The 15,965-nt window shown below is 63.0% G+C and carries 14 protein-coding genes; 10 read left to right on the top strand and 4 right to left on the bottom strand.

All coding sequences use genetic code 11. The features are described from left to right. Window positions 1–200: 200 nt before the first annotated feature. Window positions 201–1,472, bottom strand: a complete 1,272-nt coding sequence (locus PQR32_RS41195; protein WP_408241359.1) for an SGNH/GDSL hydrolase family protein — start codon at window positions 1,470–1,472, stop codon at window positions 201–203. Window positions 1,473–1,563: 91 nt separating this feature from the next. Then, window positions 1,564–3,186, bottom strand: a complete 1,623-nt coding sequence (locus PQR32_RS41190) for an NAD(P)/FAD-dependent oxidoreductase (protein WP_408241356.1) — start codon at window positions 3,184–3,186, stop codon at window positions 1,564–1,566. 217 nt (window positions 3,187–3,403) lie between these two features. Here PQR32_RS41190 and paaA point away from each other — a divergent pair, with 217 nt between their 5' ends. The 8 genes from paaA to PQR32_RS41150 all read left to right on the top strand — a co-directional run bounded on the left by paaA (window position 3,404) and on the right by PQR32_RS41150 (window position 9,692). After that, entirely contained in the window at window positions 3,404–4,402 is a 999-nt protein-coding gene (paaA, locus tag PQR32_RS41185) for a 1,2-phenylacetyl-CoA epoxidase subunit PaaA (RefSeq protein ID WP_132376687.1), read from the top strand. A 41-nt stretch (window positions 4,403–4,443) separates the two neighbouring features. Further along, window positions 4,444–4,728 carry a 1,2-phenylacetyl-CoA epoxidase subunit PaaB gene (gene paaB, locus PQR32_RS41180; RefSeq protein ID WP_007179854.1) on the top strand — a complete coding sequence of 95 codons (285 nt, stop codon included), beginning with the start codon at window positions 4,444–4,446 and terminating at the stop codon, window positions 4,726–4,728. 8 nt (window positions 4,729–4,736) lie between these two features. Further along, window positions 4,737–5,540 (top strand): 1,2-phenylacetyl-CoA epoxidase subunit PaaC, encoded by an 804-nt coding sequence (paaC, locus tag PQR32_RS41175; protein WP_408241353.1) that lies wholly within the window; start codon window positions 4,737–4,739, stop codon window positions 5,538–5,540. A gap of 7 nt (window positions 5,541–5,547) precedes the next feature. After that, window positions 5,548–6,108: a 1,2-phenylacetyl-CoA epoxidase subunit PaaD gene (gene paaD, locus PQR32_RS41170; protein ID WP_408241350.1), complete on the top strand. Its 561-nt coding sequence runs from the start codon at window positions 5,548–5,550 to the stop codon at window positions 6,106–6,108. Window position 6,109: 1 nt separating this feature from the next. Beyond that, window positions 6,110–7,198: a 1,2-phenylacetyl-CoA epoxidase subunit PaaE gene (paaE, locus tag PQR32_RS41165; RefSeq protein ID WP_408241347.1), complete on the top strand. Its 1,089-nt coding sequence runs from the start codon at window positions 6,110–6,112 to the stop codon at window positions 7,196–7,198. Window positions 7,199–7,345: 147 nt separating this feature from the next. Next, window positions 7,346–8,158, top strand: a complete 813-nt coding sequence (locus PQR32_RS41160; protein WP_408241344.1) for a DUF1835 domain-containing protein — start codon at window positions 7,346–7,348, stop codon at window positions 8,156–8,158. Window positions 8,159–8,172: 14 nt separating this feature from the next. Next, the gene (locus tag PQR32_RS41155; protein ID WP_408241362.1) at window positions 8,173–8,781 is read left to right on the top strand and encodes a TetR/AcrR family transcriptional regulator; all 609 of its coding nucleotides are present in this window, start codon (window positions 8,173–8,175) and stop codon (window positions 8,779–8,781) included. Window positions 8,782–9,023: 242 nt separating this feature from the next. Beyond that, window positions 9,024–9,692, top strand: a complete 669-nt coding sequence (locus PQR32_RS41150; RefSeq protein WP_408241341.1) for a GNAT family N-acetyltransferase — start codon at window positions 9,024–9,026, stop codon at window positions 9,690–9,692. Window positions 9,693–9,779: 87 nt separating this feature from the next. Here the strand turns inward: PQR32_RS41150 and PQR32_RS41145 are convergent, their stop codons facing one another. Further along, on the bottom strand, window positions 9,780–10,277 hold the full coding sequence (locus PQR32_RS41145; protein WP_128585324.1) for an Lrp/AsnC family transcriptional regulator: 498 nt from the start codon (window positions 10,275–10,277) through the stop codon (window positions 9,780–9,782). Between the two features lie 169 nt (window positions 10,278–10,446). Between PQR32_RS41145 and hppD the strand changes: the two genes are divergently transcribed. Continuing rightward, window positions 10,447–11,544 (top strand): 4-hydroxyphenylpyruvate dioxygenase, encoded by a 1,098-nt coding sequence (gene hppD / locus PQR32_RS41140; protein ID WP_408241338.1) that lies wholly within the window; start codon window positions 10,447–10,449, stop codon window positions 11,542–11,544. A gap of 157 nt (window positions 11,545–11,701) precedes the next feature. On the opposite strand, the gene PQR32_RS41135 is transcribed toward hppD, so the two are convergent. Further along, the gene (locus tag PQR32_RS41135; RefSeq protein ID WP_408241335.1) at window positions 11,702–11,902 is read right to left on the bottom strand and encodes a hypothetical protein; all 201 of its coding nucleotides are present in this window, start codon (window positions 11,900–11,902) and stop codon (window positions 11,702–11,704) included. Window positions 11,903–12,267: 365 nt separating this feature from the next. Between PQR32_RS41135 and PQR32_RS41130 the strand changes: the two genes are divergently transcribed. Next, complete coding sequence (locus PQR32_RS41130; RefSeq protein ID WP_408241332.1) at window positions 12,268–15,867, top strand: indolepyruvate ferredoxin oxidoreductase family protein; 3,600 nt, start codon at window positions 12,268–12,270, stop codon at window positions 15,865–15,867. Window positions 15,868–15,965: the final 98 nt, after the last annotated feature.

Genomic DNA, 15,965 nt, shown 5'->3' with positions numbered 1-15,965 from the left:
TGCTGCATCAGCAGCAGAGAAACGAGATTATGAAGGCTCTTTTTCGTTTCGTCAACAACATTTTTTCGCTTTCGCTTAAAACGTTGTTGACGCTACGGCCGCTGGTTTCTGCCGCGGCCCTCGTTCGCAAACGAGGAGGCGAATCTTAGGCGAACATCAGCGATATGACAAGGGTTTGACCGAAATCTTTTTTTGACGGCTCACTTGCGGGTCGATTTCACCACCGCGTCCATCGGAATTGCCTCGGCCATTGCTGCATAGCCGGCATCGCTAGGATGGACGTGATCGCCGCTATCAAAGGTGCGCTGCAAGCGGTCAGGCTGCGCCGGATCACGTAGCGCGGCGTCGAAATCCACAACCCCGTCGAAAGCGTGGCTGGTCCGGATCCACTGGTTGACGGCGAGCCTGACGCTTTCTCGCTGCGACGGAAGCGACGCCGGCGTCAACGTTGCGCCGAAGACCTTCACGCCCGCGTGCCGCGCGGCGGCGATCAACCGTTGGTACCCGGCGATCAGGTCCGCAGCTGTCACCGACGTGTGCGGGAAGTCGCAGTCGAGACCCTTACGCGGCGGCATCGCTGCGAAGTTGATGTCATTGATGCCGATCAGCAGAATCGCCGTCTTGACGCCCGGAGGCGCGAGCACGTCGTGCTCGAAGCGCGTCGCGAGCGCGTCGCCGTAGCAGGGAGAGTCGCTCAGCAAGCGGTTGCCGCTGATCCCAAGATTGACGATCGCGGTCGACCGGTCGCCGCTAACGGCCAACCGACGCGCCAACGCATCCGGCCAGCGTCGATTCTGATTCAGGCTCGAGCGCATGCCGTCCGTGATCGAGTCGCCGATCGCGGCAACGGCGCCAGACGCAGGCGCCGCGTCCACCGACAACCCTGTCACCCATACATATTGCGTGAACCGGCCGCGAAACGCTTCCGCAGAGGCGTCCGCCGCGTGATTACCCGGCGCCGAAACGTAGTTCACCTGGTTCGACACACGGTGCCAAGCCACGATACGCTGCTCGGGCCCCATAAACGCGCTGACGGCATAGGGCGCACCTCCGGCAATGTCGATAGCGACCGGGTCGCTGTCCAACTCGCCGCCCGGCGCAATCGAGACCGCGCTCTTGCCACCGAACGTCACGCGCGTCTCGCCGTTACCAGCCGCCGCCGCGCCGCCCGCCGAGCGCGCGATACGCAGATCTTCGATGACGAGCGGAGTTTTGCCGTACCGATTGCTGAGGTGGATCCGAGCCGACTTTCCCGACAGCGTCGGGTAGACAATCTGGCGAACCGTGCGCCCGGCTACTTCCGGTGCGCGATAGAGCGGCGGCAAGTCCGCCCGCTGCGGGATGGGTTGCAGCGCCGTCGCCCACGCGGTGACCCAATGTGCCGGGGCGTCGGCTGCGAAAACGGTTGGGGAAACAGCAAATTGGGCAAGCAGCGCCGCGCCGCATGCGGCAGCCAGGGTGCGAATGGTCATTCGGGTGGTCGTTTCGAGGCGAAACGTGCATTGTGCCCGATCGCACCAGCCGTCGCGGGTCTGCGCGACGGCATTCCCGCGCTCCGCCGACTCAGGCCGTCTGCGCCCCGGCCATCTTCAACGCGAGCGCTTCAGCGACTTCGATTCCGTCGATGGCCGCCGAGTAGATCCCACCGGCATACCCTGCGCCTTCGCCAGCCGGATACAAACCTTCGACGTTCATGCTCTGATAGTCGTCCCGCCGACGCACGCGAATCGGCGACGACGTTCTCGTCTCGACGCCCGTCAGCACCGCGTCGTGCATCGCAAAGCCGGCTATCTTCTTGTCCATCTGCGGCAGCGCTTCGCGAATGGCCTCGATCACGTAGTCGGGAAGCGCGGTGCTGAGATCGGTTGGATGCACGCCCGGCTTGTACGACGGCACCACCGAACCCAGCGACGTGGAAGGCCGCCCGGCGATAAAGTCGCCGACCAGTTGGCCCGGCGCCATATAGTTGCCGCCACCAAGCTCGAAAGCCCGCTCTTCCCACTTGCGCTGAAAAGCGATCCCGGCAAGCGGGCCGCCCGGATAGTCATCCGGCGTGATGCCGACGACGATCCCCGCGTTGGCATTGCGCTCCGCCCGCGAATACTGGCTCATGCCGTTGGTCACGACGCGGCCTGGCTCGGAGGTCGCCGCCACCACGGTGCCGCCCGGGCACATGCAAAAACTGTAGACGGCGCGGCCGTTGCTGCAGTGATGCACCACCTTATAGTCGGCGGCGCCAAGCTGCTTGTGACCGGCAAACTTGCCGAAACGGCTACGGTCGATCAAACCTTGCGGATGTTCAATGCGGAACCCGAGTGAAAACGGCTTCGCCTCGATATAGACGCCGCGATCGTTCAGCATCTGGAAGGTGTCGCGCGCGCTATGCCCGACCGCCAGCACTACATGATCGCAGCGCAGCGTTTCGCCAGTCGACAGCTTCAGCCCGCGCACCTTGCCCTGATCGATCTCGATGTCGTCGACACGGGATTCGAAACGAACTTCGCCGCCCAGCTCATGAATGGTCGCGCGCATTTTTTCGACCATGCTCACCAGCCGGAACGTGCCGATATGCGGCCGGCTCAGGTACAGAATGTCTTCCGGCGCGCCGGCCCGCACGAATTCGTCGAGCACCTTGCGGCCGTAGTGCTTCGGATCCTTGATCTGGCTGTACAGCTTGCCGTCCGAGAACGTGCCCGCGCCGCCCTCGCCGAACTGCACATTCGACTCGGGATTGAGCACCGACTTGCGCCACAGGCCGAACGTGTCCTTGGTGCGCTCGCGCACGGCCTTGCCGCGCTCGAGGATGATCGGCCGAAAGCCCATTTGCGCCAGGATCAGCCCGGCGAACAGGCCGCACGGACCCATGCCGATCACGACGGGGCGCAGCGCGGTCATCTGCGCCGGCGCTTTGGCGACGAACCGGTAGGCCATGTCTGGCGTCACGCCGCAATGTGGCACGTCGGCGAGCCGCTTGAGCGCCGCTGCTTCATCCGTGACCTCGACATCGACGATGTAGGTGAGCTTGATGTCGGCGCGCTTGCGCGCATCGTGCGCGCGGCGAAACACGGTGTATCGGATGAGCCCGTCCGCGGCTACGCCGAGTTCCGCGAGGCGCGCACGCACGGCGGCTTCGAGGGCGCTCTCGGGATGATCGAGCGGGAGTTTGATTTCGCTTAGACGTAACATGAGTACCGGGGGATGCAGGAAGGCCGCAAATCGCGGCCAATTCGCAATTTTATAGGTTTAGTGTGGGGGCGGGGCGTCGGCACAGACGAAACGCCTTTTGTAACCAGTCCGTTCCTTCCCTATCGGCCCGATCGACCCATCTCAAAAAATTTATTAACCGACCGGTCGGTTGGCTTATACTGTGCGCACACAGACAACTTCCGCAGAGAGCGTCCCCATGTACACGCAATCCCTGGATATTCCCGGCAATGTCGCCCCGCTGGATGCGGGCGCGGACTCGTCCGAGCAGACGCAATTCGACGCGGTCATGGCCGCCGACGGCAAGATCGAAGCTCAGGACTGGATGCCGGAGGCCTATCGCAAGACGCTGGTCCGGCAAATCTCGCAACACGCGCATTCGGAAATCGTCGGCATGCTGCCGGAGGGCAACTGGATCACGCGCGCGCCCAGCTTGAAGCGCAAGGCGATTCTGCTTGCCAAAGTGCAGGACGAAGCCGGCCACGGCCTCTATCTATATAGCGCGGCGGAAACGCTCGGCGTGTCCCGCGACCAGTTGATCGCGGCGCTGCACTCGGGCAAAGCCAAGTATTCGAGCATCTTCAATTACCCGACGCCCACATGGGCCGACGTTGGCGTGATCGGCTGGCTCGTGGATGGCGCGGCGATCATGAACCAGATTCCGCTGTGCCGTTGCACCTATGGCCCGTATGCGCGCGCCATGATCCGCATTTGCAAGGAAGAGTCGTTCCACCAACGCCAGGGTTTCGACGCGCTCATGTCGATGATGGCCGGCACCGAAGCACAACGCGAACTGGTCCAGCAGGCCGTGAATCGCTGGTGGTGGCCGGTGTTGATGATGTTCGGCCCGAGCGACAAGGATTCGATCCACAGCAATCAGTCGTCGAAATGGGGCATCAAGCGCATCTCGAACGACGACCTGCGCCAGAAATTCGTCGACGCCACCGTCGACCAGGCCAAGGTGCTCGGCGTCACGCTGCCCGATCCGGACCTGAAATGGAACGAAGCGCGCGGCCATCACGACTACGGCGACATCGACTGGGAAGAATTCTGGCGCGTGGTGAACGGCGACGGCCCGTGCAACCGCGAGCGTCTCGCCACCCGCGTCAAAGCCCACGACGACGGCGCCTGGGTCCGCGAAGCCGCCCTCGCCCACGCCGACAAGCAGCGCCAGCGCGCACAACAGCACGCCGCCTAAGCAGCGCGGCATGCCAGACAAAGAATCTCAGGAGATCTGCAATGAACAAGGAATGGCCGATTTGGGAAGTCTTCGTGCGCAGCAAGCAGGGACTCGACCACAAACACTGCGGTAGCCTGCACGCCGCCGACGCGCCGATGGCGCTGCGCATGGCGCGCGACGTCTACACGCGCCGCCAGGAAGGCGTGAGCATCTGGGTGGTGCCGTCGTCGGCGATTACGGCGTCCGCACCGGAAGACAAGGCGGAGCTGTTCGAACCGGCTGGCGACAAGATCTATCGCCACCCGACGTTCTACACGCTCCCCGACGAAGTCAACCACATGTAAGCGCGGCCATGGACATCACGCCCCAACATCTCCAATACGTGCTGCGCCTCGCGGATACCGCGCTGATCCTCGGTCAGCGCAATACCGAATGGTGCGGCCACGGCCCGATCCTCGAAGAGGACATCGCGCTGTCGAACATGAGCCTCGACCTGATCGGCCAGGCGCGCCTGCTGTACACGCATGCCGCCTCGCTCGAGCAGCAGCTCACCGGCAAAAGCCGCACGGAAGACGACTACGCGTACTTTCGCGCCGAGCGCGAGTTCGCCAACTACACGCTCGCCGAATTGCCGCATGTCGGCCCGCTGTCGGCCACGGCGAAAACCGAGAAGGATTACGCGGTCACGATCGTCCGCAATTTCCTCTACTCGACGTTGATGGCGCATCTCTGGACGGCGCTCACGGCGTCCACCGACGAGCAACTGGCGGCAATCGCGTCGAAGTCAATCAAGGAAACCAGCTATCACGTGCATCACGCGCGCGAGTGGCTGATTCGTTTCGGCGACGGCACCGAGGAATCGCATCGCCGCGCGCAAGCCGCGCTGGACTATCTGGTGCCGTACACGCGGGAGTTCTTCAGCACGGACGTCGTGGAAGAGACGATTGCAGCCGCCGGCATCGGCCCGTTGACGTCGGACCTCGAAGCGGCATGGCTCGACGACGTGCGCGCCACGCTCGACGAAGCCACCTTGACGCTGCCCGAACCGGTCAAGCACATCACGACCGGCAAGCACGGCGAGCATTCCGAGCACATGGGCTTCGTGCTGGCCGAAATGCAGAGCCTTGCACGCCAGCATCCCGGCGCCACCTGGTAATCCGACGATGACGACTTCGACTGCCCTTCGCACAAACGACATGACCGACACGACCGACGCCGCTGTGGAACGCGCATGGGCCGCGCTCGAAACGGTGCCCGATCCGGAGATTCCGGTGGTGTCGATTCGCGAGCTCGGCATTCTGCGCGACGTGCGGCGCGCCGCCGACGGCACGCTCGAAGTCGTGATCACGCCGACCTACTCCGGTTGCCCGGCCATGTCGCAGATTGCCGAGGACGTCGCGCATGCGCTCGACGTGGCGGAGCTCAAGCCTTATCGGGTCGCCACGGTGCTAGCGCCAGCCTGGACGACCGACTGGATGACCGCCGACGCGCGCGAAAAGCTGCGCGCCTATGGCATCGCGCCGCCCACGGGCAATTGCGGTTCGCCCGCGCCCGTGCAGGAAAAAGTGATGCGCTTCGTGCCCCGCGCGCTGCCCGCGCCATCGTGCCCGCGTTGCGGCTCGGCGCACACCGAGCGTCTCGCGCAATTCGGCTCGACCGCCTGCAAAGCCTTGTACCGCTGCCTCGACTGCCGCGAACCCTTCGACTACTTCAAACCATACTGATATGGCCACCCCGCAATTTCACCCGCTGCGTATCCGCGAAGTGCGGCCCGAAACCGCCGATTCGGTTTCGGTCGCCTTCGAAGTCCCCGCCGACCTGCGCGACCACTATCGCTTCACGCAAGGCCAGTTCGTCACGCTGAAGACGCATATCGACGGTGAGGAAACGCGCCGTTCGTATTCGATCTGTGTGGGCGTCACCGATTACGACCGCGACGGCGAATTGCGCATCGGCATCAAGCGCGTACGCGGCGGGCGCTTCTCGAACTTCGCCTTCGACACGTTGCAGCCCGGCCACACGATCGAGGTGATGACGCCGGACGGGCGTTTCTTCACCCATCTGAACGTCGATCAGGGCCAGCAATACCTGGCGTTCTCGGGCGGTTCTGGCATTACGCCGGTGCTGGCCATCATCAAGACGACGCTGGAAGTCGAACCGCGCAGCACCTTTACGCTGGTGTACGGCAACCGCAGCGTCGATCAGATCATGTTCGCGGAAGAACTCGAGGATCTGAAGAACCGCTTCATGAACCGCTTCGTGCTCTATCACGTGCTGTCCGACGATCTGCAGGACGTCGAGCTGTTCAACGGCGTGCTCGATCAGGAGAAGTGCGCGGCCTTCATCGAGAATCTGCTGCCGGCCGAGGCGATCGACGAAGCCTTCATTTGCGGCCCCGGTCCGATGATGGACGCCGCCGAAGCCGCGCTGAAAGCCGCCGGCGTGCCGCCGGAAAAGGTGCACGTGGAGCGCTTCGGCTCGCCGCTGCCGCAAGCGGGCGTGCCGCCGGTGGAAATCACCGAAGACACGCCGGCCGCCGACCTCGAAATCGTGCTCGACGGGAAACGCCGTAAGCTGCGCCTGCCGTATCAGGGCGTGAGCGTGCTCGACGTCGGCCTGCGCGCCGGCCTCGCGCTGCCTTATGCGTGCAAAGGCGGCGTCTGCTGCACCTGCCGCGCAAAGGTGCTGGAAGGCGAAGTGAAGATGGAAAAGAACTACACGCTAGAAGAACACGAAATCCGCGACGGTTTCGTGCTGACGTGCCAGTGCCATCCGATCAGCGACCGCGTGGTGGTGAGCTACGACGAACGTTGAGCCACATGCGGCGGACGAGCCTGCTAGACGTCCGCCGCGCTTTCAGCAGTTCCGCGATCCGCTTACACTAGGGGCCGCTCGCGATCGGACACCTGTTCCGGTCGCCGAGCGGCCCCTAGTGTTGTTAACCGCCCTGCGCCCCTGCCGATGAGCACGATCCACCTCACCAACGGCGATGTCGCCGCCGAGTCACTGCGCACCGCATTGCGGGATGCGGGCCGCGACGATCGCGTGCACGCATTGCGCGACGATCTCGCGGTCGGCCCGCTACGCGGCGTCGACGACGCGCCGGACGTGCGCGCGGACTTCTGGGATCGCGTGAGCGCGGACACCCGGCGCGATTTCCTCCGGGAATTCCGCGAACAGGCCGCGGCGCTGGAGAACATCGCGCGCGGCGAGGCAAATCTGGTGGTGTGGCACGGCGAAAGCGCATCGGATCAATTGATGCTGCGTCGCGTCTGCTATCACCTGCGCAACAGCCCGCAGCGCCTGAACGAAGTGCGTCTGTCGATTCGCAATCTCACCGATCCGGGCGCGTGGGCGCACAGCCGCAAAGACTGCGCGACGTCGGTCGGCATGTTCGCGCCGGCCGTGCTGCAATCCCGGCTGCCGGACGCCGCGCCGATTTCCGTGCTGCGCATCAGCCGGCTCGCGCTCGAATGGCAGGAAGTCAAACACGCGAACGGCGAAACGCGGCGCTGGCGCGACAATACGTTTACGAGCGGCAGCTTCACGGAACTGGACGCGCTGATTCTCGAACGGGTCACTGAAGACTGGCAGCCCGCCGCGCGGGTCGCCGCCGAATTGATGGCCGCCGAACTCGGCTTCCTGGTCAGCGACAGCATTGTGCTGTGGCGCTTGCGCGAACTGGCCGCGACCCGGCGTATCAAGCTGCGCGGCGACGCGAACGCATGGCGCAGGCTGGAATTGTGCGCGGCGTTCGCCCCCTGTCCACATTAATAGAACAGACGACTATGGCCCGCACCCGTGCCCCCGACCACGAAACCCAGCGCGAGCGGATTCTCGAGCTCGCGGCAGCAAAATTCGCCCAGACCAGCTATCCGAGCACCTCGATGGCCGATCTCGCCGCCGCGAGCGGCACCTCGAAAGCGCGGCTCTACCACTACTACGCGAGCAAGGAAGCGATCCTGTTCGATCTGCTGGACCGTTACACCAAGCGGCTGATGCTGATCATCGCCGAGGTGGAAGGCGCGAGTCAGCGGCGCGGCTTGTCAGAGCGGGAAACCTTCGCCGAGCTGATTCGGGCGTTTCTGTCGGAATATGAGACGTCGCACAGCCGGCACGTCGCGCTGTTGAACGACGTGAAGTATCTGGTCGATACCCAGCGCGAGGTGATCCTGAACCGTCAGCGCGACGTGGTCGCGGCTTTCGCGCGGCAGTTGGCCCGCGCGTATCCGGAGCGCGCCACGCGCGACAACCAGACCGCGCTCACCATGATGGTGTTCGGCATGATCAACTGGACATTCACCTGGCTGAAGCCGGACGGCCGGATGGGCTACCGTGAATTTGCCGAGCAGGTCGTCGGCATGGTAGACCACGGATTGAGTTCAAACCCGGCCTGATTCCGCGCTGCAGCAATATTCAGATGAAATAATGGTCCGAAGTGGCCGATGTGCGACATCGTGTCACGAACGCCCGTTCCATTTATTTATTATTAAAAATCAATGATCTAAAAATAGGGCGGAACCTTTTTAGGCATCCCCTTCAAATATTGATACGGGTTTTCCCTAGTGATCGGTCTGGATCTCCGCTAAAATTGCTTTTGCGGTGCACCACACCGCTCGACTAAAAGGAGAACCCGACCATGAACTTGATTACACCCCGCGCCGCTGAGCCGATCGTCGCGCACGATCGTTTGACGCAGCCAGCCGGTCGTGCGCCTGCTCTGGTCCGCGAGCTCACCGCTGTCGACCGCGAACGTCTGCTGACCCACTTCCTCGCGCTCGACGAAGACGACCGACTCCTGCGCTTCGGCCAGATCGTGCCGGATCACGTCATCGAAAACTATGTTCGCGCAATCGACTTCAAGCGTGACACCGTCTTCGGCGTCTTCAACAATCAATTGCAGCTGACCGGCGTCGGCCATCTGGCCTATCTGCCTGCCGAAGGCGACAAGCGCACGGCCGAGTTCGGCGTGTCCGTGCTGGAAAGCGTTCGCGGCCAGGGCATCGGCTCGAAACTGTTCGAGCGCGCCGCCATTCGCAGCCGCAATACGCGTGTCACCATGCTGTATATGCACTGCCTGTCGCGCAATTCGACCATGATGCACATCGCGAAGAAGGCCGGCATGAAGATCGAATACGCCTATGGCGAGGCCGACGCTTACCTCACGCTGCCGCCGGCGGATCAATCAAGCATCATCGCTGAAATGCTGCAGGAGCAGGCTGCGGTGTTCGACTACGCGCTCAAGCGGCAAGCGCGTCAGGCGTCGAAGCTGTTCGAATCGTTCATGCCGACGGCTGTTGCGGCCTAAGAGGCTCGCGCCTCGGCGAAAAAACAAAGGGCGGCTTTTGGCTGCCCTTTTTGTTTGCGATGACGCCTCGGCGCGACGCCGTCGGGCTCACAAAATCGGCAGCGCCGTCGTCTCCTTGATCTTTTCCAGTGAAAAGCTCGTTTTCACGTCGATCACCGACGGATGGTGCAGCAACTGGTCCTGCACAAAGCGCGAAAAGTGCGCCATGTCCTCCACCTGGACGCGCAGCAGATAGTCCATCTCGCCAGTCATCGCATGACACGCCACCACTTCCGGCCACGCCTGGACGGCCGCGCGAAACAGATCGGCGTGCGTGGCGTCGCCGCGCGGACTGAGCGCCGGACCGCCGCGCTTTTCCAGCCGCACGTTCACGTACGCGAGCAAGTCGAGTCCGAGCCGCTGCGCATCGAGCAACGCGACATAGCCGCGGATCACACCGCTCTCTTCCAGCCGACGGATACGCCGCAGACACGGACTCGGCGAAAGATTGATGCGCTCGGCGATCTCCTGGTTCGACAGCCGGCCATTCTCCTGAAGGATCGCCAGAATCCGCCTGTCGATGGCGTCTATCTCTATATTGGCCATTTTCTGCTCGCCATTCGAAATATTGCGCTAGAAACTAGCGCCAGCGTAGCGATGTGCGATTAATTTCGCAAGTTTTCGCCGCTGACAGGCCTTTACACTTGCGTCATTGAGTCGCGCTCAATCGCACATCCCCGCTCGCGCCAGCGCATATCAGGACAGGAGACAGACAATGCAGGTTTCAACTTGGGAAAATCCGCTCGGCACCGACGGCTTCGAATTCATCGAATACACCGCACCGGATCCGAAGGCGCTCGGCAAGCTCTTCGAGCAGATGGGCTTCACCGCCGTCGCGCGGCATCGTCATAAAGACGTGACGCTGTATCGCCAAGGGGAAATCAACTTCATCGTCAACGGGGAGCCGGATTCGTTCGCGCAACGCTTCACGCGCCTGCACGGCCCGTCGATCTGCGCGATCGCTTTCCGCGTTCAGGACGCCGCCAAGGCATACAAGCAGGCTCTGGAAAAAGGCGCCTGGGGCTTCGACAACAAAACCGGCCCGATGGAACTGAACATTCCGGCGATCAAAGGCATTGGCGACTCGCTGATCTATTTCGTCGACCGCTGGCGCGGCAAGAACGGCGCCGAGCCGAACAGCATCGGCAACATCGACATTTACGATGTCGACTTCGAACCCATTGCGGGCGCGAATCCGAACCCGGTCGGCCACGGCTTGACCTACATCGACCATCTGACGCACAACGTGCATCGCGGCCGGATGCAGGAATGGGCGGAGTTCTACGAACGTCTGTTCAACTTCCGCGAAGTGCGTTATTTCGACATCGAAGGCAAGGTGACGGGCGTGAAGTCGAAGGCGATGACCTCGCCGTGCGGCAAGATCCGCATCCCGATCAATGAAGAAGGTTCGGAAACCGCCGGCCAGATTCAGGAATATCTCGACGCATACCACGGCGAAGGCATTCAGCACATTGCCCTTGGCAGCAACGACATCTACCGCACGGTGGACGGCTTGCGCGCGTCGAACATCTCGCTGCTCGACACGATCGACACTTATTACGAACTGGTCGATCGCCGCGTGCCGAATCATGGCGAACCGCTCGACGAATTGCGCAAACGCAAGATCCTGATCGACGGCGCACCCGATGATCTGCTGCTGCAGATCTTCACCGAAAACCAGATCGGCCCGATCTTCTTCGAGATCATTCAGCGCAAGGGCAATCAGGGCTTTGGCGAAGGCAACTTCAAGGCGCTGTTCGAATCGATCGAACTGGATCAGATTCGCCGTGGCGTGGTGCAAGACAAAGTCTGACGGCCTGCGCCGCTTCACGAGAGCGGACACATAGATTTCAAATGAAAAGGGCGAGGATCTCACGATCCCCGCCCTTTTCATTGGCGCCGCTGTCTCAAGTCAAACCTTGGTCGGACAACGGCCGGTTATTCAACCGACACACCGCCTGCGCGGCGCGTCACGAATTCTGGTCTTCCTCGCCGGACTTGGTGGATCGCGTGACGCGGTCCATGGCAATGCGTGCGGGCGCGACCTGCGCCGTACGGGTTATCGCGTTCGACAGCGCTCCTGCACTGCCCGAGTTCGAGCGCACCGGTGCGCTCATGGCGAAAAATGCGGCCGAAACCATCAGGAAGGTCTGGATGTTTCTCGTGTTCATGCGTACTCCTTTTCTAACTGCCCTGTTGTCGTGAAGCTCCGCCGAATGCGGAGCGTTGCGCGGACATTGCTCACAGGTGGGGTGTTAGACAGGCATTTCGACCACGGTTCCGCGGATTTGTAGCTTTTACAGCTTGTTACATGCCGGGCGTCGAATGTTGCACGATCGAACCCCGAGCGCACGGCGGCGACAGCTGTCAGCCATGTGGCGCTGACGCGGGGTTTTTGGCAGCCTGCGGCGGGTTTTCACCAGTGCTACCATCACTTAAAACACGTCAAGATGACGGCCCCGGCCCAAGCATTCACAAGATGCCGGGGCTCAAAAAAAGTTTTGGTGATCCCAAACTGGTTGGAGGAGTACACATAATGAATGCCCCGCTAGACGCAGGTCAGCGAGCCTCGCTCGAAGCCGCGTTGTCTTCCGTCACGCTCGACGACAAATACACCCTCGAACGCGGCCGCGCGTACATGAGCGGCATCCAGGCGCTGGTGCGTCTGCCGATGCTGCAGCAGGAACGCGACCTGGCCGCCGGGCTCAATACCGCCGGCTTCATCTCCGGTTACCGTGGATCGCCACTCGGCGGACTCGACCAATCCCTGTGGAAGGCGAAACAGCATCTCGCCGCGCATCAGATCGTGTTCCAGCCAGGCGTCAACGAAGACCTCGCGGCCACGGCCGTCTGGGGTTCGCAGCAGGTCAATCTGTATCCGAGCGCCAAATACGACGGCGTGTTCTCGATGTGGTACGGCAAAGGCCCAGGCGTCGACCGTTCCGGCGACGTCTTCAAGCATGGCAACTCGGCCGGCTCGGCGCGCAACGGCGGCGTTCTCGTGCTCGCCGGCGACGACCACGCGGCGAAATCGTCCACGCTCGCGCACCAGTCCGAACACATATTCAAGGCGTGCGGCCTGCCCGTCCTGTTCCCGTCGAACGTGCAGGAATATCTCGACTTCGGTCTGCACGGCTGGGCGATGAGCCGCTACTCCGGCCTGTGGGTCGCGATGAAGTGCGTCACCGATGTGGTCGAGTCGTCGGCGTCGGTCGATATCGACCCGCACCGCACAAAGATCATCCTGCCGGACGACTTCGCGATGCCCGAGGGCGGCCTGAATATCCGCTGGCCGGATCCGCCGCTAGTGCAGGAAGCGCGTCTGCTCGACTACAAGTGGTACGCGGCGCTCGCCTACGTGCGCGCCAACAAGCTGGATCGCGTCGAAATCGATTCGCCGCATGCGCGCTTCGGCATCATGACCGGCGGCAAGGCGTATCTCGACGTGCGTCAGGCGCTGACCGACCTCGGCCTCGATGACGAAACCTGTTCGCGCATCGGCATCCGTCTGTATAAGGTCGGTTGCGTGTGGCCGCTCGAGGCGCAAGGCGCGCAGGCTTTCGCGCGCGGCCTCGACGAAATTCTGGTGGTCGAGGAAAAGCGCCAGATTCTCGAATACGCGATCAAGGAAGAGCTGTACAACTGGCCCGACGCGCAACGTCCGCGTGTGTTCGGCAAGTTCGACGAAAAAGACGGGGCGGGCGGCGAATGGTCGGTGCCGATGGGCAACTGGCTGCTGCCGGCGCACTACGAACTCTCGCCGGCGATCATCGCCAAGGCCATCGCCACGCGGCTCGACAAATTCGACTTGCCGTCCGATGTGCGCGCTCGCATCGCCACGCGCATCGCGGTGATCGAAGCGAAGGAAAAGGCGCTGGCGCGGCCGCGCGTCGAAGCCGAACGCAAGCCGTGGTTCTGCTCGGGCTGCCCGCACAACACGTCGACCAATGTGCCGGAAGGCTCGCGCGCGATGGCCGGCATCGGCTGCCATTACATGACGGTCTGGATGGACCGCAGCACCAGCACCTTCAGCCAGATGGGCGGCGAAGGCGTCGCGTGGATCGGCCAGGCGCCGTTCAGCAACGACAAGCACGTGTTCGCCAATCTCGGCGACGGCACGTACTTCCACTCAGGGCTGTTGGCGATTCGCGCGGCGATCGCGTCGAAGGCGAACATCACGTACAAGATTCTCTATAACGACGCGGTCGCCATGACCGGCGGCCAGCCGGTCGACGGCGTGCTGACCGTGCCGCAGATCACGCACCAGCTCGCCGCCGAAGGCGCGACGAAAATCGTGATCGTCACCGACGAGCCGGAAAAGTACTCGGCCAACGTCGGTCTCGCGCCGGGCATCGACATCCATCATCGCGACAAGCTCGACGACGTGCAGCGCCAACTACGCGAAGTGCCCGGCACGACAATCCTGATCTACGACCAGACTTGCGCGACCGAAAAGCGCCGCCGCAGGAAACGCGGTACGTACCCGGACCCGGCGCGCCGCGTCGTGATCAACGAGGCCGTGTGCGAAGGCTGCGGCGATTGCTCGGTGAAGTCGAACTGCCTGTCGGTCGAGCCGCTGGATACCGAGTACGGTACGAAACGCCAGATCAATCAATCGACCTGCAACAAGGACTTCTCATGCGTGAACGGCTTCTGCCCGAGCTTCGTGTCCGTTGAAGGCGGTCAGTTGCGCAAGCCGAAGGCCGCCTCCGGCCTCGCAGGCGACGCGATGCCGCCGGTGCCGGAACCCGACTTGCCGTCCATGGAACGGCCGTACGGCGTGCTGGTGACGGGCGTGGGCGGCACGGGTGTCGTGACGATCGGCGCGCTGCTCGGCATGGCTGCGCATCTGGAGAACAAGGGCGTCACCGTGCTCGACGTCACCGGCCTCGCGCAGAAAGGAGGCGCCGTGATGAGCCACGTGCAGATCGCGAAGAATCCGGCCGACATCCACGCGACCCGCATCGCGATGGGCGAAGCAAGTCTCGTGATCGGCTGCGATGCGATCGTCACGGCCAGTGACGAATGTGTGTCGCGCATGCAGGCGGGCCGCACACGCGTCGTGTTGAACAGCGCGCATACGCCGACCGCCGAGCTCATCAAGAACCCGAACTGGCGCTTCCCGGGCAGCAGCACGGAAGCCGACGTGCGCGCCGCCGCGGGCGACGACGGGGTCGATACGGTCGACGCGAATCACTTCGCCGTCGCGCTGCTCGGCGATGCGATCTACACGAATCCGTTCGTGCTCGGCTATGCATGGCAACGCGGCTGGGTGCCGCTCACGTATCAGTCGCTGATGCGCGCCATCGAGTTGAACAACGTGCAGGTCGAGAAGAACCGCGCGGCGTTCGAGTGGGGCCGCCGTGCAGCGCACGATCTGGCAGCGGTTCGCAAGCTCGCGCAATCGCAGGGACGCGGCGCCGCGGCGGAAACAACGAGCAGCAAGATCATCTCGCTGCACACGCCGAAGGCGCTCGACACGTTGATCGACAAACGCGCCGACTACCTGGCGGCGTGGCAGAACCGCGCGTATGCCGACCGTTATCGCGCGTTGGTGTCGCAAGTGCGTGCGGCGGAGTCGGCGCTCGACTCGATCGACAGCCAATTGCCGTTGACCGAAGCGGTCGCGAAGAACCTGCACAAGCTGATGGCCTACAAGGACGAGTACGAAGTCGCGCGTCTGTACAGCGATCCGGCGTTCATCGAAAAACTGAAGGCGAATTTCGAAGGCGACTGGAAACTGCACATTCACCTCGCGCCGCCGACGTTCTCGAAGAAGGATGCCAAGGGTCATCTGGTGAAGAAGAAGTACGGCCCTTGGGTTTTCAGCGCGATGCACGTGCTGGCCCGCTTCAAGTTCCTGCGCGGCACCGCGCTCGATGTGTTCGGCAAGACGGAAGAGCGTCGTACCGAGCGTGCGTTGATCGGCGAGTATGAGGCGCTGGTGCGTGAGCTGATCGCAGGTCTGACCGCGCAGAAGCGTGAGCTGGCGATAGAACTGGCGAATCTGCCGGACGGCATCCGCGGCTATGGTCACGTGAAGGAAAATAACCTGAAGGGCGCGCGCGTCAAATGGAACGAGTTGCTCGCGCGGTGGCGTTCGCCGGAAGCGGGAAAGACGCAAAACGCGGCGTGATCGAAATGGCTTGACCGGCTCGCCGGTCTGAAAACAAAAGGCGGGGGGGGGGGCGCGGGCGCGGGGGTTTTTTTGGGGGGGGGGTTGGGGGGGGGGGG

This window comes from Paraburkholderia dipogonis (assembly GCF_046027395.1).
Lineage (GTDB): Bacteria > Pseudomonadota > Gammaproteobacteria > Burkholderiales > Burkholderiaceae > Paraburkholderia > Paraburkholderia dipogonis_A.
Note: the sequence above shows the minus strand (reverse complement) of the source record. Positions and strands in the feature narration are given on the sequence as shown.

Bases quoted from the DNA above. Each gene is read 5' to 3' on its own strand.
- PQR32_RS41195 (WP_408241359.1), bottom strand. From the start codon at position 1,472: ATGACCATTCGCACCCTGGCTGCCGCATGCGGCGCGGCGCTGCTTGCC.
- PQR32_RS41150 (WP_408241341.1), top strand. From the start codon at position 9,024: ATGAACTTGATTACACCCCGCGCCGCTGAGCCGATCGTCGCGCACGAT.
- paaA (WP_132376687.1), top strand. From the start codon at position 3,404: ATGTACACGCAATCCCTGGATATTCCCGGCAATGTCGCCCCGCTGGAT.
- paaE (WP_408241347.1), top strand. From the start codon at position 6,110: ATGGCCACCCCGCAATTTCACCCGCTGCGTATCCGCGAAGTGCGGCCC.
- PQR32_RS41130 (WP_408241332.1), top strand. From the start codon at position 12,268: ATGAATGCCCCGCTAGACGCAGGTCAGCGAGCCTCGCTCGAAGCCGCG.
- paaD (WP_408241350.1), top strand. From the start codon at position 5,548: ATGACGACTTCGACTGCCCTTCGCACAAACGACATGACCGACACGACC.
- paaC (WP_408241353.1), top strand. From the start codon at position 4,737: ATGGACATCACGCCCCAACATCTCCAATACGTGCTGCGCCTCGCGGAT.
- hppD (WP_408241338.1), top strand. From the start codon at position 10,447: ATGCAGGTTTCAACTTGGGAAAATCCGCTCGGCACCGACGGCTTCGAA.
- PQR32_RS41155 (WP_408241362.1), top strand. From the start codon at position 8,173: ATGGCCCGCACCCGTGCCCCCGACCACGAAACCCAGCGCGAGCGGATT.
- PQR32_RS41190 (WP_408241356.1), bottom strand. From the start codon at position 3,186: ATGTTACGTCTAAGCGAAATCAAACTCCCGCTCGATCATCCCGAGAGC.
- paaB (WP_007179854.1), top strand. From the start codon at position 4,444: ATGAACAAGGAATGGCCGATTTGGGAAGTCTTCGTGCGCAGCAAGCAG.
- PQR32_RS41145 (WP_128585324.1), bottom strand. From the start codon at position 10,277: ATGGCCAATATAGAGATAGACGCCATCGACAGGCGGATTCTGGCGATC.
- PQR32_RS41160 (WP_408241344.1), top strand. From the start codon at position 7,346: ATGAGCACGATCCACCTCACCAACGGCGATGTCGCCGCCGAGTCACTG.
- PQR32_RS41135 (WP_408241335.1), bottom strand. From the start codon at position 11,902: ATGAACACGAGAAACATCCAGACCTTCCTGATGGTTTCGGCCGCATTT.